General features: G+C 72.6%; 22 protein-coding genes and 1 pseudogene. 14 read left to right on the top strand and 9 right to left on the bottom strand.

Features of this window, described 5'->3' with window-relative positions; all coding sequences use genetic code 11:
* The first annotated feature begins 326 nt into the window (after nucleotides 1-326).
* From nth to ABVB68_RS15145, 3 genes are all read left to right on the top strand, one after another.
* Nucleotides 327-1,163: an endonuclease III gene (gene nth / locus ABVB68_RS15155; protein ID WP_353601514.1), complete on the top strand. Its 837-nt coding sequence runs from the start codon at nucleotides 327-329 to the stop codon at nucleotides 1,161-1,163.
* 55 nt (nucleotides 1,164-1,218) lie between these two features.
* A complete protein-coding gene (locus ABVB68_RS15150) occupies nucleotides 1,219-1,914 on the top strand; it encodes an NUDIX hydrolase (RefSeq protein ID WP_353601513.1) in 696 nt (231 codons plus the stop codon).
* A gap of 91 nt (nucleotides 1,915-2,005) precedes the next feature.
* Nucleotides 2,006-3,205 carry a MarP family serine protease gene (locus ABVB68_RS15145; protein WP_353601512.1) on the top strand — a complete coding sequence of 400 codons (1,200 nt, stop codon included), beginning with the start codon at nucleotides 2,006-2,008 and terminating at the stop codon, nucleotides 3,203-3,205.
* 15 nt (nucleotides 3,206-3,220) lie between these two features.
* Here the strand turns inward: ABVB68_RS15145 and ABVB68_RS15140 are convergent, their stop codons facing one another.
* The 6 genes from ABVB68_RS15140 to ABVB68_RS15115 form a co-directional block, all read right to left on the bottom strand.
* Nucleotides 3,221-3,400, bottom strand: coding sequence for a hypothetical protein (locus tag ABVB68_RS15140; protein WP_078629584.1), 180 nt, complete (start codon nucleotides 3,398-3,400; stop codon nucleotides 3,221-3,223).
* Between the two features lie 139 nt (nucleotides 3,401-3,539).
* Nucleotides 3,540-4,472, bottom strand: coding sequence for an alpha/beta fold hydrolase (locus tag ABVB68_RS15135; RefSeq protein ID WP_353601511.1), 933 nt, complete (start codon nucleotides 4,470-4,472; stop codon nucleotides 3,540-3,542).
* Nucleotides 4,469-4,981 carry a phage holin family protein gene (locus ABVB68_RS15130; RefSeq protein ID WP_353601510.1) on the bottom strand — a complete coding sequence of 171 codons (513 nt, stop codon included), beginning with the start codon at nucleotides 4,979-4,981 and terminating at the stop codon, nucleotides 4,469-4,471. The genes ABVB68_RS15135 and ABVB68_RS15130 overlap by 4 nt, the downstream gene beginning before the upstream one ends.
* 209 nt (nucleotides 4,982-5,190) lie before the next feature.
* A complete protein-coding gene (gene nhaA, locus ABVB68_RS15125; RefSeq protein WP_353601509.1) occupies nucleotides 5,191-6,633 on the bottom strand; it encodes a Na+/H+ antiporter NhaA in 1,443 nt (480 codons plus the stop codon).
* Between the two features lie 220 nt (nucleotides 6,634-6,853).
* Nucleotides 6,854-8,809 (bottom strand): acetate--CoA ligase, encoded by a 1,956-nt coding sequence (gene acs, locus ABVB68_RS15120; RefSeq protein ID WP_353601508.1) that lies wholly within the window; start codon nucleotides 8,807-8,809, stop codon nucleotides 6,854-6,856.
* A 156-nt stretch (nucleotides 8,810-8,965) separates the two neighbouring features.
* Nucleotides 8,966-11,356: a SulP family inorganic anion transporter gene (locus ABVB68_RS15115; RefSeq protein ID WP_353601507.1), complete on the bottom strand. Its 2,391-nt coding sequence runs from the start codon at nucleotides 11,354-11,356 to the stop codon at nucleotides 8,966-8,968.
* 341 nt (nucleotides 11,357-11,697) lie between these two features.
* Here ABVB68_RS15115 and ABVB68_RS15110 point away from each other — a divergent pair, with 341 nt between their 5' ends.
* Nucleotides 11,698-12,963: a polysaccharide deacetylase family protein gene (locus ABVB68_RS15110; protein ID WP_353601506.1), complete on the top strand. Its 1,266-nt coding sequence runs from the start codon at nucleotides 11,698-11,700 to the stop codon at nucleotides 12,961-12,963.
* Nucleotides 12,964-12,966: 3 nt separating this feature from the next.
* Here ABVB68_RS15110 and ABVB68_RS15105 read toward each other — a convergent pair whose 3' ends face one another.
* Nucleotides 12,967-13,947 carry an ATP-binding protein gene (locus ABVB68_RS15105; RefSeq protein ID WP_353601505.1) on the bottom strand — a complete coding sequence of 327 codons (981 nt, stop codon included), beginning with the start codon at nucleotides 13,945-13,947 and terminating at the stop codon, nucleotides 12,967-12,969.
* Between the two features lie 101 nt (nucleotides 13,948-14,048).
* On the opposite strand from ABVB68_RS15105, the gene ABVB68_RS15100 reads away from it, so the two are divergent.
* Entirely contained in the window at nucleotides 14,049-14,873 is an 825-nt protein-coding gene (locus ABVB68_RS15100; RefSeq protein ID WP_353601504.1) for a Fic family protein, read from the top strand.
* Nucleotides 14,874-15,269: 396 nt separating this feature from the next.
* On the opposite strand, the gene ABVB68_RS15095 is transcribed toward ABVB68_RS15100, so the two are convergent.
* Nucleotides 15,270-16,103 carry an HAD family hydrolase gene (locus tag ABVB68_RS15095; RefSeq protein WP_353601503.1) on the bottom strand — a complete coding sequence of 278 codons (834 nt, stop codon included), beginning with the start codon at nucleotides 16,101-16,103 and terminating at the stop codon, nucleotides 15,270-15,272.
* Nucleotides 16,104-16,695: 592 nt separating this feature from the next.
* On the opposite strand from ABVB68_RS15095, the gene ssd reads away from it, so the two are divergent.
* The 7 genes and pseudogenes from ssd to ABVB68_RS15060 form a co-directional block, all read left to right on the top strand.
* Nucleotides 16,696-17,802: a septum site-determining protein Ssd gene (ssd, locus tag ABVB68_RS15090; protein WP_353601502.1), complete on the top strand. Its 1,107-nt coding sequence runs from the start codon at nucleotides 16,696-16,698 to the stop codon at nucleotides 17,800-17,802.
* A complete protein-coding gene (locus ABVB68_RS15085; protein ID WP_353601501.1) occupies nucleotides 17,799-18,998 on the top strand; it encodes a TadA family conjugal transfer-associated ATPase in 1,200 nt (399 codons plus the stop codon). Before ssd ends, ABVB68_RS15085 begins: the two co-directional genes overlap by 4 nt.
* Nucleotides 18,999-19,021: 23 nt before the next feature.
* Nucleotides 19,022-19,909 (top strand): type II secretion system F family protein, encoded by an 888-nt coding sequence (locus ABVB68_RS15080; RefSeq protein ID WP_353601539.1) that lies wholly within the window; start codon nucleotides 19,022-19,024, stop codon nucleotides 19,907-19,909.
* Nucleotides 19,910-20,210: 301 nt separating this feature from the next.
* The gene (locus ABVB68_RS15075; protein WP_353601500.1) at nucleotides 20,211-20,990 is read left to right on the top strand and encodes a type II secretion system F family protein; all 780 of its coding nucleotides are present in this window, start codon (nucleotides 20,211-20,213) and stop codon (nucleotides 20,988-20,990) included.
* Nucleotides 20,991-21,072: 82 nt separating this feature from the next.
* Nucleotides 21,073-21,294 (top strand): DUF4244 domain-containing protein, encoded by a 222-nt coding sequence (locus ABVB68_RS15070; RefSeq protein WP_503006126.1) that lies wholly within the window; start codon nucleotides 21,073-21,075, stop codon nucleotides 21,292-21,294.
* A gap of 22 nt (nucleotides 21,295-21,316) precedes the next feature.
* The gene (locus ABVB68_RS15065) at nucleotides 21,317-21,658 is read left to right on the top strand and encodes a TadE family type IV pilus minor pilin (protein WP_353601499.1); all 342 of its coding nucleotides are present in this window, start codon (nucleotides 21,317-21,319) and stop codon (nucleotides 21,656-21,658) included.
* A gap of 410 nt (nucleotides 21,659-22,068) precedes the next feature.
* Nucleotides 22,069-22,419: pseudogene (locus tag ABVB68_RS15060) on the top strand (Rv3654c family TadE-like protein); the annotation flags it as partial.
* Nucleotides 22,420-22,664: 245 nt separating this feature from the next.
* Here ABVB68_RS15060 and ABVB68_RS15055 read toward each other — a convergent pair.
* Nucleotides 22,665-25,235, bottom strand: coding sequence for a DEAD/DEAH box helicase (locus tag ABVB68_RS15055; RefSeq protein WP_353601498.1), 2,571 nt, complete (start codon nucleotides 25,233-25,235; stop codon nucleotides 22,665-22,667).
* A gap of 81 nt (nucleotides 25,236-25,316) precedes the next feature.
* On the opposite strand from ABVB68_RS15055, the gene bldG reads away from it, so the two are divergent.
* Both bldG and ABVB68_RS15045 read left to right on the top strand, forming a co-directional pair.
* Nucleotides 25,317-25,658, top strand: coding sequence for an anti-sigma factor antagonist BldG (gene bldG, locus ABVB68_RS15050; protein WP_010986038.1), 342 nt, complete (start codon nucleotides 25,317-25,319; stop codon nucleotides 25,656-25,658).
* A 166-nt stretch (nucleotides 25,659-25,824) separates the two neighbouring features.
* Entirely contained in the window at nucleotides 25,825-26,259 is a 435-nt protein-coding gene (locus tag ABVB68_RS15045) for an ATP-binding protein (RefSeq protein WP_353601497.1), read from the top strand.
* The last annotated feature ends 113 nt before the right edge of the window (nucleotides 26,260-26,372 follow it).

Here is a 26,372-nt window from a genome sequence, read left to right as displayed (position 1 = left end):
CGCACAGGTGTCCCGAGGTACGCGGCAGGGGTCCAATCGGGGGCCGGTCATCCGTGTTCAGGAGGGCGGCCGCTGCCCGTCCGCGGGCCGCCCGGATGCCCAAGTCGCCGGTGAGAGCACGGCCGAGAGCGCCGCACGGGGCCGTACGGGTGGTTGTGCGGGATGATTCCGCTGTCGGCGAACAGCGCTCCGTAATCCGTTAAATCGGATGAACCGGACCGGCCGTACCGGACGCTCGGCGGGCCCGTACGGCACCGGCCGCCCGAAGGGCCGGTCGTCCCGGTGATCCACCACCGGGGTCTGTTCCGTCGGCGTAGCCTTCACGCATGGCAGTGAGCAAGGCGCGCAAGGCGGCCGAGGCGGTGACCGCGGTGGCGAAGCCCTGGAAGCCCGAGTCGCGGACGGCGCTCGTACGACGGGCCCGCAGGATCAACCGGGAACTCGCCGAGGTCTACCCGTACGCCCACCCCGAGCTGGACTTCGAGAACCCCTTCCAGCTGCTGGTCGCCACCGTGCTGTCGGCCCAGACCACGGACCTGCGGGTCAACCAGACCACCCCGGCGCTGTTCGCCAGGTACCCGACTCCCGAGGACCTGGCCGCCGCCGACCCGGAGAAGGTCGAGGAGATCCTGCGCCCCTGCGGCTTCTTCCGGGCCAAGACCCGGTCGGTCATAGGGCTGTCCAAGGCGCTCGTGGAGGACTTCGGCGGCGAGGTGCCGGGGAGGCTCGAGGACCTCGTCAAGCTGCCCGGCGTCGGCCGCAAGACCGCCTTCGTCGTGCTCGGCAACGCGTTCGGCCGGCCCGGGATCACCGTGGACACCCACTTCCAGCGGCTGGTGCGGCGCTGGAGGTGGACCGAGGAGACCGAGCCGGACAAGATCGAGGCCGCCGTCGGGGCGCTGTTCCCGAAGAACGAGTGGACCGATCTGTCCCACCATGTGATCTGGCACGGCCGGCGCATCTGCCACGCCCGCAAGCCCGCCTGCGGCGCCTGCCCCATCGCGCCGCTCTGCCCGGCCTACGGCGAGGGCGAGACCGATCCGGAGAAGGCGAAGAAGCTCCTGAAGTACGAGAAGGGCGGCTTCCCCGGACAGCGGCTCAACCCCCCGCAGGCCTATCTCGACGCCGGCGGCCGGCCGGCGCCGCCGCTGGGGGCCGCGTGACGGAACGATCCCGGGTACCCCGGGCGTTGGACAGACGGAGCGACGGGGGTGGGGCATGACGAGGGCCAGTGAGACCTGGGACCGAGCGGTGACGCTCGACAAGGAGGGGCTGCCGGACTGGCTGGACCCGGTGGTGCGGGCCGCCGAGACGGTCGAGCCGCTCCAGCTCAGCCGCTTCCTGCCGCCCGCGAACGGCTCGGGACGCAAGTCCGCGGTGCTGATCCTGTTCGGCGAGGGCGAGCGCGGCCCCGAGCTGCTGCTGATGGAGCGGGCCGGTTCCCTGCGCTCGCACGCCGGGCAGCCGTCCTTCCCGGGCGGCGCGCTCGACCCCGAGGACGGCGATCCGCAGGGCGACGGCCCGCTGCGGGCGGCGCTGCGGGAGGCCGAGGAGGAGACCGGCCTCGATCCCTCGGGCGTCCAGCTCTTCGGCGTCCTGCCCGCTCTCTACATCCCGGTCAGCGGCTTCGTCGTCACCCCCGTGCTCGGCTGGTGGCGCGAGCCCAGCCCGGTGGGCGTCGTGGACCCGAACGAGACCGCCCGGGTCTTCACCGTCCCCGTGGCGGATCTGACCGACCCCGCCAACCGCGCCACCGCCGTCCACCCCAGAGGCCACAGCGGTCCGGCGTTCCTCGTCGAATCGTCCCTGGTCTGGGGCTTCACCGCCGGAGTGATCGACCGTCTCCTGCACTACGCGGGCTGGGAGCGCCCCTGGGACCGGGAACAGCGGGTCCCGCTCGACTGGCGCGCATGACAGGGTGATCCCCGTGCTGTGTCCCCCGGGGTCGTCCCCGGACCCCCGGCCGAGCTGCTGGGAGCGGAGTGAGTAGGCGAGGCCTGAAGCGTTGAACGTGCTGGACATCCTGTTGCTGGTCGCGGCCGTGTGGTTCGCGGTCGTGGGCTACCGCCAGGGCTTCGTCGTCGGCATCCTGTCGGTGATCGGCTTCCTGGGCGGCGGCCTCGTCGCCGTGTACGCGCTGCCGGTCGTCTGGGACGCGGTGAGCGACGACGCGGAGGTCGGCACCACCGCGGCCGTCGTCGCCGTGGTCGTCGTCATCGTCTGCGCCTCGGTCGGGCAGGCCCTCACCACCCACCTCGGCAGCAAACTGCGCCGGCACATCACCTGGTCCCCGGCCCGCGCCCTGGACGCCACCGGCGGCGCGCTGGTCAACGTCGTCGCGATGCTGCTGGTCGCCTGGCTGATCGGCTCCGCCCTCGCCGGTACGACCCTGCCGACGCTCGGCAAGGAGGTGCGCGGCTCCAAGGTGCTCCTCGGCGTCTCCCGGGTGCTGCCCGCGCAGGCCGACACCTGGTTCGCGGACTTCTCCGCCGTCCTCGCGCAGAACGGCTTCCCGCAGGTCTTCAGCCCCTTCGCCGACGAGCCGATCAAGGACGTCCGGCCGCCCGACGCGGCCCTGGCGAGCAGTCCGGTCGCCGTCCGTGCCCAGCGCTCCATCGTCAAGGTCACCGGGACCGCGCAGAGCTGCGGCAAGGTCCTGGAGGGCAGCGGCTTCGTCTTCGCCGACCGCCGGGTCATGACGAACGCGCATGTGGTCGGCGGGGTCGACGAGCCGACCGTGCAGATAGGCGGGGAGGGCCGCAGGTACGACGCCAAGGTCGTCCTGTACGACTGGAAGCGCGACATCGCCGTCCTCGACGTACCGGATCTGCGGGCGGGCCCCCTGAAGTTCACGACCCGGGACGCGGCCGGAGGCGACGGCGCGATCGTCGCGGGCTTCCCGGAGAACGGCTCGTACGACGTGCGCGCCGCGCGCGTGCGCGGGCGGATCACGGCGAACGGCCCGGACATCTACCACCGCGGCAACGTCCACCGCGATCTCTACTCGCTGTACGCGACCGTCCGTCAGGGCAACTCCGGCGGCCCGCTGCTCACCCCCGACGGCAAGGTGTACGGCGTGGTGTTCGCCAAGTCGCGCGACGACGCGGACACCGGCTACGCCCTGACGGCCGACGAGATCCGGCCCGACATCGACCGGGGCCGTACGGCGAACGAGCAGGTGGGTACCGACAGCTGCGCGCTGTGATCCGCGGTCGGCCGTTCAGCCGCGCGGGTGACGCAGGCGTACGGAGACCCAACGGGCCCGGCGGCGCAGGATGCGCGGAATCCCCACCCTGAGGTCCGCTTCCGCGAGTTGCGGGGTGCCTCGCTGAGGCGTGCTCAGGCCGGTGGCCGAGCGGCGGTTGCGGGGTGCGTCACTGTAGTCGTGCGTCCAGCCCATACCCGGACGTGTGCCCCGCCTGAAGGTCGATAACCGCCTGCGCGCCTCCCAATTGGCCTATGCGGAAGGCATGTGGCCGTTCCAGGGACAAGTGTTCACGAATTCGGATACTCCGCGCATCGAATCGCTCACGGAACGGTCACCTGTCCGGCTCGGGATCCTTCAGCCAGTTGATCAGCTCGGTGGAGAAGGCCGTCGGGTCCTCCTCGTGCGGGAAGTGCCCGAGACCGTCGAACAGCCGCCAGCGGTACGGCGCTTCGACGTACTCGCCCGAACCGGCCGCGCTGCGCGTGCGGGTCACCGGGTCCAGCGAACCGTGCAGATGCAGCGTGGGCACCCGCACGGGCCGCTTCATCCTGCGGTAGAACTGCACGCCGTCCGGGCGGGCCAGCGACCGCACCAGCCAGCGGTACGGCTCGATCGAGCAGTGCGCGGTGGAGGGGATGCACATGGCCCGCCGGTACGTCGCCACGGCCTCGTCCTCCGGGGGCCGGGGCCCGGACCACTCGCGGATCAGACGGCCCACCAGCTCGCCGTCGTCGGCGGCGAGTTGGCGCTCCGGGATCCAGGGCCGCTGGAAACCCCAGATGTAGGAGCTGGCGGCCGTCTGCCGGGCGTCCCGCAGCATCGCCGCGCGCCAGCGCCGCGGGTGCGGCATCGACACCACGGCCAGGCGCCGGACCAGCTTGGGCCGCATCGCGGCGGCCGTCCACGCCAGGTAGCCGCCCAGGTCGTGGCCGACCAGCGCGGCGTCCGGCTCGCCGAGCGAACGGACCACGCCCGTGACGTCCAGGGCGAGGTTGGCGGGGTCGTACCCGCGGGGTGTGCGGTCGCTGCCGCCGACACCCCGCAGGTCCATCGCCACCGCCCGGTAGCCCGCGTCCGCGAGTGCGACCAGCTGGTGCCGCCAGGTCCACCAGAACTGCGGGAAGCCGTGCAGCAGCAGCACCAGGGGGCCGTCGCCGAGTTCGGCGATGTGGAAGCGGGCGCCGTTCGCGGCGACATCCCGGTGCGTCACCTGCTGCCCGTGGGGCAGGTCGATGCGTACGGCCGAGGGAGCGGGGTCGGTCATGACGACGAGCGTGCCACAACCTCGGACGAGGAGTGCGCCGCGGCCTCGATGGCGGCGGGCGTCCGGTCGTCGGGAAGTTCCGGGCGCGGGTGCGGCTTGGCGTTCTGCAGGACGCTGGCCGACTCCTTCACCGACGCGGCCACCTTCTGCGGGCCCTGGCCCTTCTTGGCCTTCTTCGCGAACACCACGCCGATGAGCGCGAGGAGGCCGGCCACGAGCACGTTGGCCGCGAACGACAGCAGGAAGCAGACCGCCAGGTTCCAGCCGGTCCAGGTCCGGATGCCGTAGGCCAGCGCGAAGTCGAGCATCGGCAGCGAGAACACCAGCAGCGCGCCCGCCAGGGAGAAGGCGCCGCCGCTCGTCGCGCCGCGCTTCACGTCCTGCTTCAGCTGCGCCTTGGCCAGCGCGATCTCGTCGTGCACCAGCGCCGACAAATCGGTCGTCGCCGAGGCGAACAGCTGGCCGATGCTGCGTTCGGCGCCGACCGGGCTGCCGTCGGGTGCGCTCATCGCGTTCTCCCTCTGATGTCTCTCGTGCCGCAAGTGTGCCGTGCCGGGTGGCCGTCCTGCTCGGGCGGCCGGTTGCGTGGCCGTCCCGCTCGGACCGCCGGCCGTCCGCCGTGCTCGGGCGGCCGGTCGCGCGACCGCCGGGTCAGGACGGCCGCGCGCGTGGCCGTCCTGCTTCCTGAGGCCGTCTTGTTTTGTACCGTCTCGTCAGATCATGCCGGACGGTGGCCTTCCTCGCCTGCCCCGCCCGGCACTTCCTGAAGCCCGTGGCGCGCCGAGGCCGCCCGCTCGGCGGCGATCCGCCGGTGTTCGGCGGCCTTGCGCTCGTGGATCTCGGCCATGCGCAGGTGGTACGCCGGGTCGTCCTCCTCGTAGATGTCCGGGACGCCGTCGAGGTCCTCGTCCCGCTCCTCCTCCGCGCACAGCGCGCGGTACTTGGCGTTGCGGACCTTGAGCAGCACCGTCGCGCACACCGCCGCGATCAGTGATCCGGTGAGCACCGCCGCCTTCACCTCGTCGGTGAGGAGGTCGTCTCCGGCGAAGGCCAGTTCACCGATGAGCAGCGACACGGTGAAGCCGATCCCGGCGAGGGAGGCCACCGCGAAGACGTCCGCCCAGGCGAGGTCCTCGCTGAGCGAGGCACGGGTGAAGCGGGCGGTCAGCCACGTGCCGCCGAAGATGCCGACCGTCTTGCCGACGACCAGGCCGAGGACGACGCCGAGCGTCTCCGGCTTGGTGAACACGTCCCCGAGCGCCCCGCCGGTCATCGACACCCCGGCACTGAACAGCGCGAACAGCGGCACCGCGAGCCCCGCCGACAGGGGCCGCACCCGGTGCTCGATGCGCTCGGCCGGCGAGTGCTCCTCGCCCTCCCGGGTGGTGCAGCGCAGCATGAGGCCCATCGCCACGCCGGCGATGGTGGCGTGCACCCCGCTGTTGTACATCAGCGCCCAGATCACCAGGGCGAGCGGCACGTACACGTACCAGCCGCGCACGCCCCAGCGCAGCAGCAGCCAGAAGACCAGCAGGCCCGCGGCGGCGCCGCCGAGCGCCGCGAAGTCCAGCCGGTCGGTGAAGAAGACCGCGATGATCAGGATCGCGAACAGGTCGTCGACGACCGCCAGGGTGAGCAGGAAGGCACGCAGGGCGCTGGGGAGCGAGGTGCCGATGACCGCGAGGACGGCGAGCGCGAAGGCGATGTCGGTCGCGGTGGGCACCGCCCAGCCCCGCGGGGAGCCGTGCCCGGCGAGGTTGGTCAGGGTGTACACGAGCGCCGGTACGGCCATGCCGCACAGCGCGGCCACCACGGGCAGCACGGCCGCCCTGGGGTCGCGCAGGTCCCCGGCGACCAGCTCGCGCTTGAGCTCGATTCCGGCGACGAAGAAGAACACGGCGAGGAGGCCGTCCGCCGCCCAGTGGGCGAGGGAGAGGTTCAGCCCGAGCGCGCCGGGACCGAAGTGGAGGTGGCCGATCGTCGCGTAGCTGTGCCGCAGGGCCGGAATGTTCGCCCAGATCAGCGCGGTGACGGCGGCGCCGAGCAGCAGGACGCCGCCGACGGTCTCGGTGCGCAGCGCGTCCGCCACGTAGGTCCGCTCGGGCAGGGACAGGCGTCCGAAGACCTTGCGGGGGGAGAGCGGGCTGCGGGGCGCGGGCACGGCGGGACCTCCGGTGGCTGGACAGGGCGGCTCACATGCCGACCAGACTTCCCGGCGCACCTATGGGTTCTTCGCACGTCCTTGACGCTTTCATTACCCTACCCAACCGGGTCGGTGGCCGGAACCGGTGATGCTCACGTTAGACGCGCGAGGGGCACCGGGCGCGTCGTCGCCCGGTGCCCCTGTGGAGCCCGTGGAACCGCGGGGCCCGCGGTGCCCGTCAGTCCTCGCTCGGCGCCGCCGGGAGCCTGGTCTGGATGAGGTCCATGACCGCGGAGTCCGTCAGCGTGGTGACGTCACCGAGCTGCCGGTTCTCGGCCACGTCACGCAGCAGCCGGCGCATGATCTTGCCGGACCGGGTCTTCGGGAGCTCCGCCACCGGCAGGATCCGCTTGGGCTTGGCGATCGGGCCGAGCGTGGCGCCCACGTGGTCGCGCAGCTGCCCGACGAGCGCGTCGTCCTCGGACGCCGTACCGCGCAGGATCACGAAGGCGACGATCGCCTGGCCGGTGGTCTCGTCGGCGGCGCCGACCACGGCCGCCTCGGCGACCGACGGGTGCGAGACCAGCGCCGACTCCACCTCCGTGGTGGAGATGTTGTGCCCGGACACGAGCATGACGTCGTCCACCCGGCCCAGCAGCCAGATGTCCCCGTCGTCGTCCTTCTTGGCGCCGTCACCGGCGAAGTACATGCCCTCGAAGCGGGACCAGTAGGTGTCGACGAACCGCTGGTCGTCGCCCCAGATGGTGCGCAGCATCGACGGCCACGGCTCGGTCAGCACCAGGTAGCCACCGCCGCCGTTGGGCACCTCGTTCGCCTCGTCGTCCACGACGGTCGCGCTGATGCCGGGCAGCGGACGCTGCGCCGAACCGGGCTTGGCCTCGGTGACGCCCGGCAGCGGCGAGATCATCATCGCGCCGGTCTCGGTCTGCCACCAGGTGTCCACGACGGGCGTGACGTCGGCGCCGATGTGCTTGCGGTACCAGATCCACGCCTCGGGGTTGATGGGCTCGCCGACCGATCCCAGGACACGCAGGCTGCTCAGGTCGAACTTGGCGGGGATGTCGTCGCCCCACTTCATGAACGTCCGGATCGCGGTCGGCGCCGTGTAGAGGGTGGTGACCTTGTACTTCTGGACGATCTCCCAGAACCGGCCCTGGTGCGGGGTGTCCGGCGTGCCCTCGTACATGACCTGGGTCGCGCCGTTGGCGAGCGGCCCGTAGACGATGTACGAGTGCCCGGTGACCCAGCCGACGTCGGCCGTGCACCAGTACACGTCCGTCTCCGGCTTGAGGTCGAAGACCGCCCAGTGGGTGTAGGCCGCCTGGGTGAGGTAGCCGCCGGAGGTGTGCAGGATGCCCTTGGGCTTACCCGTCGTGCCCGAGGTGTAGAGGATGAACAGCGGGTGCTCCGCCTCGAACGCCTCCGGGGTGTGCTCGGCGGACTGCCGCTCGACCAGATCGTGCCACCAGACGTCGCGCTCGTCGTTCCAGGCCACGTCCTGCCCGGTACGGCGCACCACGAGCACGTGCTCGACGTTCCCCGCCTTGTCGGCCGCCTCGTCGACGGCCGGCTTGAGCGCGGACGGCTTGCCGCGCCGGTAGCCGCCGTCGGAGGTGATGACGACCTTGGCGTCCGCGTCCTGGATACGGCTCGCGAGCGCGTCCGCCGAGAAGCCGCCGAAGACGACCGAGTGGGCCGCGCCGATCCGGGCCGCGGCCAGCATCGCGATCGCGGTCTCCGGGATCATCGGCATGTAGACGGCGACCCGGTCGCCCTTGCGAACCCCGAGCTCCAGCAGGGCGTTCGCGGCCTTGGAGACCTCGTCCTTCAGCTCCGCGTAGGTGATCGAGCGGCTGTCGCCCGGCTCACCCTCGAAGTGGATGGCGACCCGGTCCCCGTGGCCGGCCTCCACATGCCGGTCCACGCAGTTGTACGCGACGTTCAGCTCGCCGTCCTTGAACCACTTGGCGAACGGCGGGTTCGACCAGTCCAGCGTCTCGGTAGGCGCCTTGGCCCAGGTCAGCCGGCGGGCCTGCGCGGCCCAGAAGCCGAGCCTGTCAGCCTTGGCCTGTTCGTACGCCTCCCCGGTGACGTTGGCTTGCGCGGCCAGGCCTGCCGGGGGCGCGAACCTGCGTTCTTCCCTGAGCAGGTTGGCCAGGCTCTCGTTGCTCACGACATCTCCCTTTCCAAGGGTGTCCGTTGTGTCCCAGGCCACAGCTCATCAGACGCGGGGGGCCGATGACAAGGGTCGGCCCGAAAATTGGTTTAGACCTGTCCTGCCGTCGGCCCCTCGCACCCCGCTATGTGCCCTCCTTCCTGCACCGATTCCTCACGTGACTCCTTCGGCCACGGCTCCCGCCACGCCCGCGCCGACGCCTTCCGCGGCGCCCCCGTGGTCCTCGTCGTCGCCGTCGGTGACGCTTTCGAAGACCGCGCCCCGCTCCGTCCCCGCGAGCAGGTACGCCTGCGCCTCGCCCACGTGGAAGTACATGCCGTGCAGCTCCAGCCCGCCGCCGGCCAGCGCCCGGGCGACCGGGGCGTGCGCCCGCAGGTGATCAAGCTGCTGGACCACATTGGTCAGGCACAGCTGCTCCACCGCGTCCGCGGCCGGCCGCCCGGCCAGCCGGGGCCGGGCCCGGCGGTCCCCGGCCGGTCGCGCGAGGCTCGGCAGCCCGTGCCGCAGCCACCGCCGCAAGGGGGTGTCCCCGTCCGCCCCCCGGGTGTCCCGCGCGGCCAGCAGCGCCTGCATCGCCCCGCACCCGGAGTGCCCGCACACGGTGATGGAGCGCACCCCGAGCACGTCCACCGCGTACTCGATCGCGGCGGCCACCGAGTCGTCGCCGTGCTCCTCGCCCGGCGGCGGCACCAGGTTGCCCACGTTGCGGACGACGAACAGGTCACCGGGACCACTGGCGGTGATCATCGACGTGACGAGCCGGGAGTCGGCGCAGGTGAGGAAGAGCTGCGAGGGCTGCTGGCCCTCCCGCGCCAGCCGCGCCAGCTCCCCCCGCACCAGCGGCGCGGTGTTCCGCTGGAACGAGCTGATGCCACGGGCCAGTTCCCGTGCCGCCGCCCGGCCCGGCGCCGCCCCGTCCGCCGCGGCCGCCGCTGCGGGTGCTCCGGCGAAGCAGGACTGATGGTTGCGCCAGGGGGTCCAGGGCCGGCACCGGCACTCGGTCGACGAGGTCGGCTCGGCGGTCCGGATCCCGCCGCGCCGGCCCGACAGCTCGGCCGTGCCGCCCCGCGCGGTGTGGGCGCTGCGCCAGTCCTGTAGCGACTCGTACGCCGCGTGGTCCATGAACGACCCGCTCAACTCCACGACGGCGTGGGCGCCGTGGGGTACGCGATGCAGGGCTCTGCTGAGCCGGGGCACCGCGAGGAACGTCAGCTGTCCTCGGACGCGTACGTGATGTGCTCCTTCCTTCTCCTCATGGGTGATGCGGGTGTGGGTGAGGCGGTGCAGGGCGAGGGCGACCGCCACGGCGACCCCGAGGAGCACACCCTCCAGGACGCCGAGGAACACCACGCCGAGGGTGGTCGCGGCGTAGACCGGCACTTCGCGGTGGCGGGTCACCGTGCGAATGTGGTGCAGGGACACCATCTGGATGCCGACGGCCATCACCAGGGCGGCGAGTGAGGCGAGCGGGATCGCCTCCAGGATCGGGACCATCAGCAGCGCGGCTACCACTACGAGAACGCCGTGCAGCATCGTGGAGTTCCGGCTCAGGGCACCGGAGTTCACATTCGCGGTACTGCGTACGGCCACCCCGGCCACGGGCAGGCCGCCCAGCGCCCCGGAGACGATGTTCGCCGCGCCCTGGCCCAGCAGTTCCCGGTCCAGATCGGCACGTCCGACGCGGGACTGCGGGCCCGGGCGGCCCGCGATCAGCTTGTCCACCGCCACCGCCCCGAGCAGGGACTGCACGCTGCACACCAAGGTGGTGGTGAGGACGGCGGCCACGACGCCGAGCACGGGTCCCTCGGGCAGTCCGGCCAGCGCGTGGCTGCTCCAGGACGGCAGGTCCACCCGGGGCATGGCCAGGCCGGCGAGCGCGGCGGTCGCGGTGGCCCCGGCGACGGCGACGAGGGCGGCCGGCACCTTGCGCAGCTCCCTGCCGGCCCGGCCGGGCAGGCGCGGCCAGGCCAGCAGCAGGGTCAGGGTCAGCACGCTCGTGAACACCGCGGCCGGGTGCAGCTGGGCCAACTGGGCCGGCAGCGCCCGCAGGTTGGCGAGGACGGAGCTGTCCGGGCTGCCGCCGAGGACGATGTGCAGCTGGGCGACGGCGATGGTGATGCCGATGCCGGCGAGCATGCCGTGCACCACGGCCGGGCTGACCGCGAGCGCGCCGCGGGCCACGCGCAGGCAGCCGAGGCCGAGCTGGGCGAGGCCGGCGAGGACGGTGATGCCGCAGGTCGCGCGCCAGCCGTAGCGGTGGATCAGGTCGGCGGTGACGACGGTGAGCCCGGCGGCGGGGCCGCTGACCTGCAGCGGGCAGCCGCCGAGCCGGCCGGCGACGATTCCGCCCACGGCCGCGGCGACGAGGCCGGCCTGGAGCGGGGCGCCGGTGGCGAGGGCGATGCCCAGCGACAGCGGCAGGGCGATCAGGAAGACCGCGACGGCGGCCGACACATCGGCGCCCTCGACGGGGAAGCGGCGGCGGCGCCGCGGTGCGGGGGTGTGGGACGGCTGGGCGTGAGGGAGTGCGCAGGCTGTGGGCATGTTCCCGTCTCCTCCGGGGCGGCGCGGTCGCGGACTGGATGGGGCCCGCGCCGATGGGCGGGGGCTCGGTCGCGGCCGTGGGTCACGGCATGCAGTGGCGGGACGAAGCAACGCTCGGTAAATGAAGCGTAATGCAGAGTAAAGACAATACATAACTTTCCGGAGCAAATGGAGTAATCCATGGGCTTCCGGAGTGAAGCGGTCATTTCATCGGCTTGTCGTATTAATTCCTTCTGGGTCCCGTGCGACCTTGGCGGCGCTGCCGGGACAAGCCCGGCACATCGACAGAAAAGGCCCCTCGTCAGCGCTTGTCGGAGAGAAGGAAGAAGGTGGGGCGGGACATGGCCGCCACCCAGAGAATCGCCGTCGGTGCCATGGTCGCCACGGCCTGTGCCGCGTCGCTCGCCGGTTGTGCGACCGACTCCAGCGGCTCGAAGGAAGGAGCGTCCGGCCCGCAGCAGGGGGCACCGGCGCCCAACAGCGTGCTCCGTCTGATCGGTGACGGATCCACCGCGTACACCGGCGGGCAGCCGCATCTGCCCACGCCCGAGCGGCTGGAACCCGGTGCGAAGCCCCCGCAGTTCGTGGTGTTCTCCTGGGACGGGGCGGGCGAGGACAGCCAGAAGCTGTTCTCCCACTTCCGCAAGGTCGCCAAGGAGAACAACGCGACGATGACGTACTTCCTCAGCGGCGTGTACACGCTGCCGGAGGAGAAGCGCGACCTCTACAGACCCCCGCAGCACCCGCAGGGCAGCTCGGACATCGGCTTCAACGACCGGCAGGGCATCGCCGACACCGTCAAGCAGGTGCGGCTGGCCTGGCTCGAGGGCAACGAGATCGGCACCCACTTCAACGGTCACTTCTGCGGCCCCGACGGCGGCGTCGGCCAATGGTCGGTGGCCGAGTGGAAGAGCGAGATCGCGCAGGCCAAGAAGTTCGTGAAGTCCTGGAAGACCAACGCCGGCATGACCAAGGCGGCCCCGCTCCCCTTCGACTACGACAAGGAGCTGATCGGCGCCCGCACCCCCTGCCTGGAAGGGCAGAAGAACTTCACGAAGGCCGCCCGCCAGCTGGGCTTCCGCTACGACTCCAGCGGTGTCAACGACCAGGTGTGGCCGAAGAAGAAGGAAGGCCTGTGGGACCTGTCGATGCAGCTGGTGCCGTTCCCCGGCCACACCTTTGAGCAGCTGACCATGGACTACAACTTCATGGTCAACCAGTCCGGCACCGAGACCCAGGGCGACCCCGACAAGTTCGACTACTGGGGCGACCAGATGCGCGACGGTCTGATCAAGGGCTTCTACCGCGCCTACGACGGCAACCGAGCCCCCCTGATCATCGGCAACCACTTCGAGTCCTGGAACGGCGGCACCTACATGCGCGCCGTCGACGAGGTGGTGCGGGAGGTGTGCAACAAGCCCGAGGTGCGCTGCGTCTCCTTCCACCAGCTGGCCGACTGGCTGGACGCCCAGGACCCGGCGACCCTGAAGAGGCTGCGCACCCTGGAGGTGGGCGAGGCTCCCCGGCAGGGCTGGGCGTCCTTCCTGTCCGGCCACCCGGCTCCGGCGCCCAAGGGGGTCCCCGGGGCGCCGGCCGTCAAGCGGTAGGCGTCACACGGCCGTCGCCACACCCTCGCCGAGCACGAACCCGGGGTCGACCTGCGCGGCCAGGTCGACCCCGGTGCGCTCGTTGCCCCACGCCTCGGCGTTCTTCAGGTGGAAGTGCACCGTCTGGCGGGTGTACCGCTCCCAGTCCCGCTGTTCGTACGTGGCGTCCGCCGCGGCCCGGAGCGTCTGCAGCGCACGGGAGTTGGCCTCCTCCAGCAGGTCGAAGCGCGGCGGGCGGCCCTTCTCCATGGCGCGCACCCAGTCCGAGCGCCCGACCGTCACGAGCAGGTCCTCCCCGACCTCCGCGCGCAGGAAGTCGATGTCGTCCTGTTCCTGGATCTTGTTGCCGACGACCTTCAGGGCGACGCCGTAGTCGCGGGCGTACTCCTTGTACTGGCGGTAGACGGACACCCCCTTGCGGGTCGGCTCGGCGACGAGGAACGTCATGTCGAAGCGGGTGAACATGCCGGAGGCGAAGGAGTCCGAACCCGCCGTCATGTCGACCACGACGTACTCGTCGGGGCCGTCGACGAGGTGGTTCAGGAACAGCTCCACCGCTCCCGTCTTGGAGTGGTAGCAGGCGACCCCCAGGTCGGCCTCCGTGAAGGGGCCGGTGACCATCAAACGGACGGCGCCGCCGTCGAGTTCCACCGGACGCGCGCAGGCGTCGTAGACCGGATTGGGCTCCCGCACCCGGACCAGCCGCGAACCCTCGCCGGGCGGGGTCGTCTTGATCATCGTCGTGCCGGAGGTGATGCGCGGATTGCTGCCGCGCAGATAGTCCTTGATCAGCGGCAGCCGTTCGCCCATGGCCGGCAGGGCCGCCGCCTCCGCCTCGGTGAGCCCGAGGGCGGGGCCGAGGTGCTGGTTGATGTCCGCGTCGATGGCGACCACCGGAGCGCCGCCGGCCGTGAGGTGGCGGATGAAGAGGGAGGAGAGCGTGGTCTTGCCGCTGCCGCCCTTTCCGACGAAAGCAATTTTCATGTTCACCAAGAGTAGTCGACCAGTAGCTGTACGTGGCATGCGGAGTGAAGAAGACCACTCCTTCGTGGGGCTCGGCCGCTGGGGTGCGTAATGTCGTACTCATGAGTACGACAGGTGCGACCGCCGATCCGCTGGCGGCCCTGGGCTCGCTGCCCTCGGTGGCCGAGTCCGTGGAGTCCGTACGCAAGGCCGTGGACCGGGTCTACGGCCACCGGATCATGCGGCGCCGCAGCAATGCGATCACTTCCGAGGCGGCCCTGCGCGCCGCCCGCGGCTCGGCCGCACTCGCCGGCGCGGACTGGGCCCTGGAGGAGGTGCGGCGCCGCTCCGACTTCGGCGCCGAGGCCGAGGCACGGGTCGTGGGGGCGGCCCTGCGGCTGACGGCCGAGGCGGGCCAGCTGCTGTCGGTCTGGCGGCAGTCGCCGCTGCGGGTGCTGGCCCGGCTGCACCTGGTCGCCGCGGCGAGCCAGGACGAGCGGGTCGGCAGGCCGCGGCAGGCCGGCGAGACGGTCGACGAGCCGCTGATCGAGCTGCCGCTGCCGGACGCCCGTGAGGTCTCCGGCCGCCTCGAAGGGCTGGGCGACCTGATCATCGCGGGGACCTCCGCGCCGGCCCTGGTGACGGCCGCCGTGGTGCATGGCGAACTGCTCGCGCTGCGCCCCTTCGTGTCCCACAACGGTCCGATCGCGCGCGCGGCCGAGCGGATCGTGCTGATCGGCAGCGGCCTCGATCCGAAGGCGGTCTGCCCGGCCGAGGTCGGCCACGCCGAACTGGGTCGTGCGGCCTACCTCGCCGCACTCGACGGGTACGTCTCGGGCACCCCCGAGGGCATGGCGGCCTGGATCGCCCACTGCGGCCGGGCGGTCGGACTGGGCGTCCGTGAGTCGACGGCGGTGTGCGAGGCGCTGCAGCGCGGCGCGGCCTGAGAGCGGCGGCCGGTGGCGGCCCGAGCCCGGGAAGGGGCGGCGGGCATGGGAAAGGCCCCCGTGCGGGGGCCTGGACAGGGTTGCGGCGGTACGAGATCTCGTACCGCCGCTGGCATGTTCACCGGGTTACCAAGCGTCCTCGATATATGCCCATCAGGCCGGGATTCTTTGCCCGTCACCTGGTGCGGCTGGCCCGTAATCGACGGGTCGACGTCGCGTGGGTGCGCAGTGTTCATGCGGGGGTCCGTGGGGCCAGTGCGTAGTGGTAGGTGATCCTCGCGGATGTCCTGTGGTCTCGCGGGCCTTGAGTCCTTTGTACTGCAAGTGGGTGGTAAGCGGAAGCCCTGCCTACAGTTCTTTACTTTTGCCGCCAAAAAGGGTTGAAACAGGCGCTCTTCACGCCGTGCGCCCACGGCGCCGGTTCGAATACCAGACGAGGCCGGCGGTCGCCGCCGCGGCTCCTATGGCCGCCGCCGCGACCAGGGCCGGGCGGGGCGGGACGGAGAGTGTGGGCAGCCGCTTCTTGAGCGGGACCGGGCGGCGGAACTCGAGGACCGGCCAGCCGCGCGCGAGCGCCTCGCGGCGCAGTGCGCGGTCCGGGTTCACCGCGTGCGGGTTGCCGACCGCCCGGAGCATCGGCAGGTCGGTCGCGGAGTCGCTGTAGGCGTAGCAGCGGTCGAGGTCGTAGCCCTCGGACAGGGCCAGCTCCCGGACCGCCTCCGCCTTGGTCGGGCCGTAGGCGTAGTACTCCACCTCCCCGGTGAAGCAGCCGTCCTCCCCGACGACCATGCGGGTGGCCACCACCCGGTCCGCGCCGAGCAGCTCACCGATCGGCTCGACCACCTCGGCGCCCGAGGTGGACACGATCACCACGTCCCGGCCGGCCGTGTGGTGCTCCTCGATGAGGGATGCGGCCTCGTCGTAGATGATCGGGTCGATCAGGTCGTGCAGGGTCTCGGCGACGATCTCCCGCACCTGCTGGACGTTCCAGCCGCGGCACAGGTCGGACAGATACTCGCGCATGCGTTCCATCTGGTCGTGGTCCAGGCCGCCGGCCAGGAAGACGAACTGGGCATATGCGGTACGCAACGCGGCCCTGCGGCTGATCAGGCCGCCTTGGTAGAAGGACTTGCTGAAGGTGAGCGTGCTCGACTTCGCAATGACCGTCTTGTCCAGGTCAAAGAAGGCCGCTGCGCGAGGCAAGGAGTGGTTTTCCACGACCCAGAGCATAGGCGCCCACCATTCGGCGTAAGCTGGGGCGCGTGGGTTTGCCTGAGAAGGCTCTCGGGTACACCATGGAAGTCACGGATCGTTCGCGACCGTGCTAACCCGGCCCGACTCCTCCCCCCCCGAGTCGGCCGTGGGGACGACCCCCGCTCTCCCCCCCGGCGGGGGTCGTCGCATGTCCGGATGCGTTTTCTCGCTCCTTCCCCTTCCCTCGGGCACCCGTATGGGCAGCGCCACGCTCCCGCGACGCACCTTTGACGTGGCCATGATCCGTTACTTTGGGTAATCGTGAGATTGCTCTATGGGAGTCGTACAGCGTCAGCACAGGGGTCACCGGTATGGGTGACGGCGATATTCACAGCCCGCGAGTTGTCCACCGATTTCCTTCAAGATCCACACGATTTCGAGGATCGCTGCACCGTGATTCCAGCGACTCCGGGACGGCGGCTGGTTCATGGCCGGTTCCGATTGCCGGAGCGCGTATGGCCGGTTCCTATCGACCGTCCATATGGAGGCCGCTTGCCGGTTCTCCGCATCTTCGGGAATCGCGTGGCCGCAGGGGCTGCGCGGACCGCGCAGCGAAGGGGGACCACACGTGACCGGAACCGTCACCCACGATCCACCGCCCACCGGCGAAGAGCGGCCCGGACGGCCGCTCATCCTCACCGAGGACGCCCAACTCCTGGACGACCTGCTGCGCTTGTGCGCGGCCGCCGGCGTCACACCCGAGGTGCACCCGCGCGTCCCGGACACCGGCGACGGCTGGGCGGCGGCCCCGCTCGTGCTCGTCGGCGACGACGCCGCCCGGCGGGCCCACGGCGCCCCGCGGCGGCGCGGAGTGGTGCTGATCGGCCGCGACCAGGACGACTCGGAGGTGTGGAAACGAGCCGTCCTGATCGGCGCCGACCACGTCCTGATGCTGCCCGACGGAGAGCAGTGGCTGATCGACCGCATCGCCGACGTGGCCGAAGGAGCCGGACGCCCGGCCCTCACGGTCGGCGTGATCGGCGGCCGGGGCGGAGCCGGCGCGTCCACGCTCGCCTGCGCCCTCGCCGTCACCTCCGCGCGCGAAGGACTGCGCACCCTCCTCGTGGACGCCGATCCGCTCGGCGGCGGCCTCGACGTACTCCTCGGCGGCGAGAGCGCCGACGGACTGCGCTGGCCCGCCTTCGCCGCCTCCCGGGGCCGGGTCGGCGGCAGCGCACTGGAGGAGTCCCTGCCGGAACTGCACGCGTTGCGGGTGCTCAGCTGGGACCGCGGCGACTGTGTCGCCGTCCCGGCCCAGGCGGTGCGCGCAGTCCTCGCCGCCGCCCGGCGGCGCGGCGGCACGGTCGTGGTCGACCTGCCCCGCCGTCTTGACGACGGCGTCGCCGAAGCCCTCGCCCAGCTCGACCTTGCGCTGCTCGTCGTCCCCGCCGAACTACGGGCGCTCGCGGCCGCCGGACGGGTCGCCTCCGCCGTCGGCATGGTCGTGCGCGACGTCCGGATCGCGGTCCGCGGACCGTACGCGCCCGGCCTGGACGGCCGCGAGGTGGCCAGGCTGCTCGACCTGCCGCTGGCCGGCGAAGTGCCCGTCGAACCGGGACTGCTGCGCCCCCGGGGCGGCGCGAAGCCACCCGGGGCGACCGGACGCGGACCCCTGGCCCGCTTCTGCGTGAACTTCTGGGAGCGGGCCCTGGCCGAGGCGGGAGGCACCCGGTGAGCCTCCCCGGACTCGACCGGACCGACGGCGCCGCGCTCCTCGACGGTGTCCGCCGCCGGCTCGCCGAGAGCGGCGCGGACCCCACCCCCGCACGCGTGGCACAGGCACTGCGCGAACAGGGCCGGGTGCTCGGCGACGCCGAGGTCCTCGGTGCCGCCCGGCAGCTGAGGTCCGAACTCGTGGGAGCCGGCCCCCTGGAGCCGTTGCTCGCCGACCCGCACGTCACCGATGTCCTGGTGTGCGCACCGGACCGGGTGTGGGTGGACCGGGGCGGCGGCCTGGAACCGGCCCCGGTGACCTTCCCGGACGCGGCGGCCGTACGACGCCTCGCGCAACGGCTGGCCGCGGTGGCCGGACGCCGCCTGGACGACGCCCGGCCCTGGGTGGACGCCCGCCTGCCCGACGGAACCCGGCTGCACGCGGTGCTGCCCCCGGTCGCCGTCGGCTGCACCTGCCTGTCGCTGCGGGTGGTACGGCCCCGGGCGTTCACCCTGGAGGAACTGGTGGAGGCGGGCACCGTGCCGCCGGGCGGCGACCGGATCCTGCGGGACCTGCTGGCGGCCCGGCTGTCCTTCCTCGTCAGCGGCGGCACCGGGAGCGGCAAGACGACCCTGCTCAGCGCGCTGCTGGGCCTGGTCGGACCGGGCGAGCGGATCGTGCTGGCCGAGGACTCGGCCGAGCTGCGGCCGGAACACCCGCACGTGGTCAGGCTGGAGACCCGGCCCGCCAATCAGGAGGGCGCCGGGCTGGTCACCCTGGACGACCTGGTCCGGCAGGCGCTGCGGATGCGGCCCGACCGGCTCGTCGTCGGCGAGGTGCGCGGCCCCGAGGTCGTCCATCTGCTCGCGGCCCTGAACACCGGGCACGAGGGCGGATGTTGCACGGTCCACGCCAATGCCGCCGCGGACGTGCCGGCCCGTCTGGAAGCGCTGGCCACGGCGGCCGGACTCGATCGGGCCGCGCTGCACAGCCAGTTGGCCGCCGCGCTGTCCGTGCTGCTGCACCTCGTGCGCGACCGGTCCGGACGGCGCCGGATCGCGGAGGTCCACGTGCTGGAGCGGGACCCCACGGGCCTGGTGCGGACCCTGCCGGCGCTGCGCTGGGGTGAGCGGGCCTTCGAGCGGCAGCCCGGCTGGGACCGACTGGCGCCACTGCTCGGCGGCTCGGGCGGGCGACGGAACGACGGGGAGGGGTGACGGCAGTGATCGGTCAGACGTCCATGGGGGCCGCGCTGATCTGCCTGGGCGCGATGGCCTGGCTGCTGGGCGACAGGCACCACGGGACGCGGCGGGCGCGGCTGCTTCTCGCGGGCGGCGGAGCGGTGGCCGTCGGCCCGCCCGCCTGGCAGGAGTTCCTCGCGCGACCGCGGCGGCTCGCCGGCCGGCTGGGGACCGAATGGTGGGCGCTCGTGGCCGGTGTGCTGCTGGCGCTGCTGGGTGCGTCGGTGATCCCGGTCGTCGCGGGGGCGGTTGGGGTTCCGGTACTGCGGAGGTTGCGCCGGGCGCGGCTGGCCAGGCGCGCCCGGGAGGAGCGCGCGGACGCGGTGATCGCCCTGTGCCGGGCCCTCGCCGGTGAGGTGCGCGTGGGACGGCACCCCGGTGAGGCCCTGTTGCGGGCCGCGGGCGACTCCGGCGGACTCGGCGAGGCCCTGCTGCGGGCGGCTGGAGACCCCGGTGGCCTCGGCGAGGCCAGGGCGGCGGTGGTCGCCGCCGCCCGCTTCGGCGGGGACGTGCCCGGCGCGCTCGCGGTGGTGGCCCGGCAACCGGGTGCCGACGGCCTGCTCGGACTGGCCGCGTGCTGGCGGGTGGCCGTGGACCAGGGAGCGGGACTCGCGGCCGGCCTGGACCGGCTGGAGGCGGCCCTGCGCGCCGAACGGGACCAGCGGGCCGACCTCCGCGCCCAGTTGTCGGGAGCCCGGGCGACCGCGCTGCTGCTCGCCGCGCTGCCGGCCCTCGGCCTCCTGCTGGGTGCGGCCATGGGCGCCGACCCGCTGCACGTGCTCCTGCACACCGGAGCCGGATTCGGCTGCCTGGCGGCCGGAGCGGTGTTCGAGGCGGCCGGCCTGTGGTGGGCGGCGCGGATCGTGCGGGGAGCGGAGGGGGTGTGAGGGGGCTGGTGGCGGCTGGGTGCGGAGACCCAAAAGCCGTCTGTGACGCCGCAGATGTGGCGGACGCGGCGGACGCGGCGGAGGCCCGGCAGCCCGAGGAGGCGCGGTGAGCCGTAGGTGCGGAGAGACCGGAGACGCGGAGGTGCCGGTGATGCCGGAGATGCGGAGATGCCGGTGACACCGGAGATGCGGAGGTGCCAGCGATGCGGAGATGCGGAGATGCCGGTGACACGGGAAATGCGGAGGTGCCGGTGACACGGGAAATGCGCCAGGAACCGGAAGTGCGGGAGGTGTCGGCCGGATGAGTGGGGAAGTCGTCCACAGGCTGGGGATGGCCGGGGTCGTGGGGCTGGCCCTCGGCTGGGGCGTGCGGTGTGTGGGAATGGTGCGGCGGCGGCGCCGTGCGCGGCGCCGGACTGCCGAGCTGCTCGGCCTCGAAGTGCGCTCGGGCGGAACGCCCTTGGAGATCCCGGGTGCGGTCCGGCGGTGGCTCCCGGCGGTCGGGGCGGCCTGTGGGGTCTGGGTGCTGGTCGGCGGAGTCGGCGGGCTCTTGCCAGGGCTCGTCGCGGGGGCGCTGCTGTGGCGGTGGCGGGAGCGCCAGGCGGCAGCGGACCGCGTGAAGGCGGCCGACACCGCGGAGACCGAGCGTCGGCTTCCGCTCGCCGCCGACCTGCTGGCCGCCTGCATCGCGGCCGGCGCGGGCCCGGTGATCGCCGCGCATGCGGTGGGAGAGGCGCTCGGCGGACCCGTGGGGGAGGCGTTGGCGCGGGGCGCGGCGGAGGTGCGGCTCGGCGGTGAACGGGCCAAGGCCTGGCGGCGGTTGGCCGTACTGCCCGGTGCCGGAACCCTGGCGCGGCTCCTGGAGCGGGCCGACGAGTCCGGGCTGCCCGCGGCCGGACCCGTCGCCCGCCTGGCCTCGGACGCCCGCGCGGAGTGGGCCCGTACCGCGACGGTCCGGGCACGCCGGGCGGCCGTACTGATCTCCGCGCCGGTCGGCCTGTGCTTTCTGCCAGCGTTCCTCGCGATCGGCGTGCTGCCCGTCGTGATCGGCCTGGCGGGCGGGGTGGTGGGAGGGGGGTGAGCGGTACGGGAGGGGCCTGGAGCGGGACATGAAGCGCGGAGAACACCGGATGACGCCGGATATGGACCTTATGGGGGTTGAGATGAAAGCAAGGCTGAACGCGAGGCTGAAGGAAGTGGCGGCGCGGCTGCGGGAGAGGTGCCTGCGGCGCCCTCGGGACGCGGGGATGGTGACATCCGAGTACGCCATGGGGATCATCGCGGCCGTCGGGTTCGCGTTGCTGCTCTACGAGGTCGTCACCAGCGGTCAGGTCAGGGCGGAGTTGCAGGCCATCGTGAAGAAGGCCCTCAGTGCGCGGATGTGAGCGGGGGGCGGACCGCGGGTTCGTGACGGCGGAGGCGGCCGTGGTGCTGTCCGTGCTGGTGGCGTTCACCATGGCGCTGGTCTGGTGGCTGCTGGTCGTGGCGGCACAGATCCAGTGCGTGGACGCCGCTCGCACGGGCGCCCGGGCCGCCGCCCGGCAGGATCCGGCCGCCGCGGTGGTGACGGTGACCCGGGAGGCGGCACCGCGCGGGGCGCGGGTGACGGTGGGGCGCGAGGGCGACGAGGTCCGGGTGACGGTGGTGGCCAGACCGCCGCTGCTCGGCGGGCTGCCCTTCGAGGTGCGCGAGGAGGCCGTGGCACTGGCCGAGGAGACGGTGGGGGCGACACCGGGGGAGGGGCCGTGACGGGGTTCGAGACGCTCGGCCGGCGGTACTGCGGCCGACCTCGCGAGTGCTCCGGCCCAGCGCCATCCGCTCCGTCCACATCGGCCGCGGGGCACGCCACGCCGGTGGACCCCGCCCCAGGGCACACCGGTCTGGGGGAGTCCGTTCCAGGGCACACCGGTCTGGGGGAGTCCGTTCCGGGGCACACCGGTCTGGGGGACTCCGTTCCAGGCCCCACCGGTCTGGGCGACTCCGCTCCGAGGCACACCGGCCAGGGGGACTCCGTTCCAGGGCACACCGGCCAGGGGGACTCCGCCCAGGAGGGCTCCGTTCCAGGGCACACCGGCCTGGGGCTCTCCGGTCGTGCGGACTCCCGCCGTACGCACGTCGGCCGAACACCCTCCGGCCCGGACTCCTCCGGCCCGGGGCGCTCAGACCGAGGATCGGCCACCGTCTGGAGTCTTGGGGTGATCGCCCTGCTGTGCGTGGTGTTCGGCGCCGTGCTGGCGCTGGGGCAGGCCGTCGTCGTACGGCACCGGGCGGCCGGAGGTGCGGATCTGGCGGCGCTCGCCGCGGCCGACCACTGGGCCGAGGGAGGTGAGGCGGCCTGCGCCCGGGCCGGGCGGCTGGCGGCGGACCAGGGGGTACGGCTGGTGCGGTGCACGCTCGTGGGGGAGACGTCGGACGTGACGGCGGCCTCGGGCAGAGGACTGTTCGCGGCGCAGGTGAGGGCGAGAGCGGGGCCGGCGGGACCGGTGCCAGTCGCTCCAGGACCGGTGCCACCAGCTGTCCCGGGACCGGTGCCACCAGTTGCTCCAGGATCGGTGCCACCAGTCGCCCCGGGACCGGAGCCACCAGTTGTCCCGGGACGGGGGCCCCAAGTTGCCCCAGACGGCCCTCAGCCGGGTCGCTGAGCGCCCGGGGTGCGGGCGGCGGCCAGGGCGTCCAGCCCCCCGCCAGACCCGCCCCAGGGGCCCTCCGCGCCCGGCCCTCGCGAGGGGGGTGTCCGGGGGGTCCTTCTCGGCGGCTACACGCTCGTCTGCTCGCCGGTCTGTTCCCCGGTGTGTTCTTCGGTCCGTTCCTCTGCGTGTCCTTCGGCCTGCTCGTCGGGTTCCTCGGCCTGCTCGTCGCTCCGCTCGGCGGTTTTCTCCTCCGGCGCCCCGCGCAGCAGCACCGTGAGGAGGCGTACCGCTCCTCTCTTGTGGAGGGGGTCGTTGCCGTTGCCGCACTTGGGGGACTGGATGCAGGACGGGCAGCCGGCCTCGCACTCGCAGGAGGAGATGGCCTCGCGGGTGGCGGCGAGCCAGGCCCGGGCGGTGTGGAAGGCGCGCTCGGCGAAGCCCGCGCCGCCCGGGTGACCGTCGTAGACGAAGACCGTCGGCAGCAGGGTGTCGGGGTGGAGCGGGACCGAGACGCCGCCGATGTCCCAGCGGTCGCAGGTCGCGAAGAGCGGCAGCATGCCGATCGAGGCGTGCTCGGCGGCGTGCAGGGAGCCCCCGAGGATCTCCGGGGTGATCCGGGCCTCGTCCAGCTGGTCCTCGGTGACCGTCCACCACACCGCGCGCGTGCGCAGCGTACGAGGCGGGAGGTCGAGTTTCGTCTCGCCCAGCACTTCGCCGGTGATCAGGCGTCTGCGCAGATAGGAGACCACCTGGTTGGTGACCTCGACGGAGCCGTAGCAGAGCCGGCCGGCGCCCCAGGGGATCTCGGTGTCCGTCTCCAGGATGGAGATGGACGTGGTGTCGCGGGCGACCGTCGAGTACGGCGGGTCGGCCTGTTCCACCAGGGCGACCGAGTCCTCCAGGTCCAGGGAGCGCACCAGATAGGTGCGGCCCTGGTGCAGGTGGGCCGCGCCCTCGTGGACCGTGGAGTGCGCGGCGCCCGCGTCGACCGTGCCGAGCAGGCGGCCGGTGCCGGCCTCGACGACCTGCACCGGGCGGCCGCCCGCGCCTCGGATGTCGGTCAGGTCGGCGGCCCGCTCCCGGCGGGTCCAGTGCCAGGCCTTCGTCCGCCGGCGCAGCAGCTTCGCCGCCTCCAGCTGGGGAAGCACCTCCGCGCTGGTGGGTCCGAAGAGTTCCAGGTCCTCTTCGGTCAGCGGGGCCTCGGCGGCGGCGGCGCACAGGTGCGGGGCGAGGACGTACGGGTTGTCGGGGTCGAGGACCGTCGATTCCACCGGTTGGCCGAACAGGGCCTCGGGATGATGGACGAGGAAGGTGTCCAGCGGATCGTCCCGGGCGACGAGGACCGCCAGGGCTCCCTGTCCGGAGCGGCCCGCGCGGCCCGCCTGCTGCCACAGGGAGGCGCGCGTGCCCGGGTAGCCGGCGATCACCACCGCGTCCAGACCGGAGACGTCCACGCCCAGCTCCAGGGCGGTGGTGGCGGCGAGGCCGAGGAGTTCGCCGGAGTGCAGAGCACGCTCCAGGGCGCGGCGCTCCTCGGGGAGGTAGCCGCCGCGGTAGGCCGCGACACGCCGGACCAGGGAGCGGTCGACCTCGGCCAGTCTCTCCTGGGCGATCACCGAGATCAGCTCGGCGCCGCGCCGGGACCGTACGAAGGCCACCGAGCGCACGCCCTGCACGGTGAGGTCGGTGAGCAGGTCGGCGGTCTCGGCGGTGGCGGTCCGCCGTACGGGCGCGCCCCGCTCGCCGTGCAGCTCGGTGAGCGGCGGCTCCCAGAGGGCGAAGACCACGTCTCCGCGCGGGGAGGCGTCGTCAGCGACCTCGACCACCGGCAGGCCGGTCAGCCGGCGGGCGGCGACGGCGGGCTCGGCGGCGGTCGCGGAGGCCAGCAGGAAGACCGGGGAGGAGCCGTAGCGCGCGCACAGGCGCCGCAGCCGGCGCAGCACCTGGGCGACGTGCGAGCCGAAGACACCGCGGTAGGTGTGGCACTCGTCGATGACGACGTACCGCAGCGATTTCAGGAAGGAGGACCAGCGCGGGTGGGACGGGAGTATCCCGCGGTGCAGCATGTCGGGGTTGGTCAGGACGTAGTTGGCGTACTGGCGGATCCACTCGCGTTCCTCGAACGGGGTGTCGCCGTCGTACACGGCTGGGCGTACGGCGTTGCCCAAAGGTTGTGAAAGTTCCTTCACCGCCCGGCACTGGTCCGCGGCGAGCGCCTTGGTGGGGGCGAGGTACAGGGCGGTGGCCCCCCGGCCGTTCGGAGCCTCGGAGCCGGCCAGCAGGGTGGACAGGACGGGCATCAGATACGCGAGGGACTTGCCGGAGGCGGTGCCGGTGGCGACGACCACCGAATCGCCGTCCAGCGCGTGCTCGGCGGCCAGCGCCTGATGGGCCCACGGATGCTCGATACCGCACGCCTGTACGGCCGTGATCACCTCTGTACGAATCCGATCAGGCCAGACGGCATGGCGGCCCGCACGTGGGGGCAAGTGCTCCGTATGAGTGATGCGCGCAGCCCGGCTCGGCCCGGAGGCGAGCCGGTCCAGGACCGCGCCCGGAGACGGGCGGGACGCCGGGTCCGCCGGGGTTCGATCGGATCGGTGATTCTTGGCCATCGGCACCGAGTGTGTCACCGGCGTGACGGACAATGGAGCCAAGGCGTCGTGCACGCCTGCCGGTAAGTGATTGAATGCCATCGCGGCTGGCGATGCGCCCCGGGGGCCGCAAGCCTAGGTGCCCGAGGGGCGTCCGCTCGATAGCAAGGTGCTGGAGGATCCGTGGACCTGTCCCTGTCGACCCGTACCGTCGGCGATCGTACGGTCGTCGAGGTCGGTGGCGAAATCGATGTATACACCGCGCCAAAGCTGCGGGAGCAGCTGGTCGAGCTGGTGAACGACGGCAATTTCCATCTCGTCGTCGACATGGAGGGCGTGGACTTCCTCGACTCCACCGGGCTCGGCGTGCTGGTCGGCGGCCTGAAGCGGGTGCGTGCCCACGAGGGCTCGCTGCGCCTGGTCTGCAACCAGGAGCGCATTTTGAAGATCTTCCGCATCACCGGACTCACCAAGGTGTTCCCGATCCACACCTCGGTCGAGGAAGCGGTGGCGGCCACCGACTGACCCTGGACCGGTCGCCGGCGTCGGGCTCCTGCCGGAGCCCGGCCGCCGGCCGGTTCTGTCCTGGGCCGATGAGGACGAGGCGGCCCGGGCCACACAAGCTCACCAGGGGTGCGGGCGCTCGGCGGCCCCGCTCCCGACCGCACGCCCGTAGTCGCGAGGGGGATGCATGGCCACCGTCGAACTCCGCTTCAGCGCGCTGCCCGAGCACGTCAGGACCGCCCGGCTGGTGGCGGCAGCGGTGGCGCGCAGGGCCGGAGTGGACGAGGCCGTCCTTGACGAGGTGCGCCTCGCCGTGGGCGAGGCCTGCTCCCGTGCCGTGGGCCTGCACCAGAGCCATGACATCACCGCGCCGGTGAAGGTGTCGCTGATCGAAGAGGAGAAACAGTTCTCCATCGAGGTCGGCGACGAGGCCCCGCATGCCGCCGTGGGCGGCGACACGCCCGGGGCCGATCAGGACGGCGACGCGGAGACGGAGGAGGACGAGATGGGCCTCGCGGTCATCAGCGGCCTCGTCGACGACGTGGAGGTCAGCGCCGGGCAGAACGGCGGCCTGATCCGCATGACGTGGCCGGCCGCACCGCCGGCCGTGGCGGTCGTCTGAGTCGTGCCCCAGGGCTATGGCGGTCGTCCGAGTCGCCCCGTCGGCCACTGCGGTCGACTGAGTCCTGCCCCATGGCCCACGGCGGCCGACTGAGTCCCACCCCGGCCACATCG

This window comes from Streptomyces sp. NPDC096012 (assembly GCF_040426375.1).
Taxonomy (GTDB): domain Bacteria; phylum Actinomycetota; class Actinomycetes; order Streptomycetales; family Streptomycetaceae; genus Streptomyces.
The sequence above is the reverse complement of the archived record's forward strand: the minus strand, read 5'-3'. Positions and strand labels throughout refer to the sequence as shown.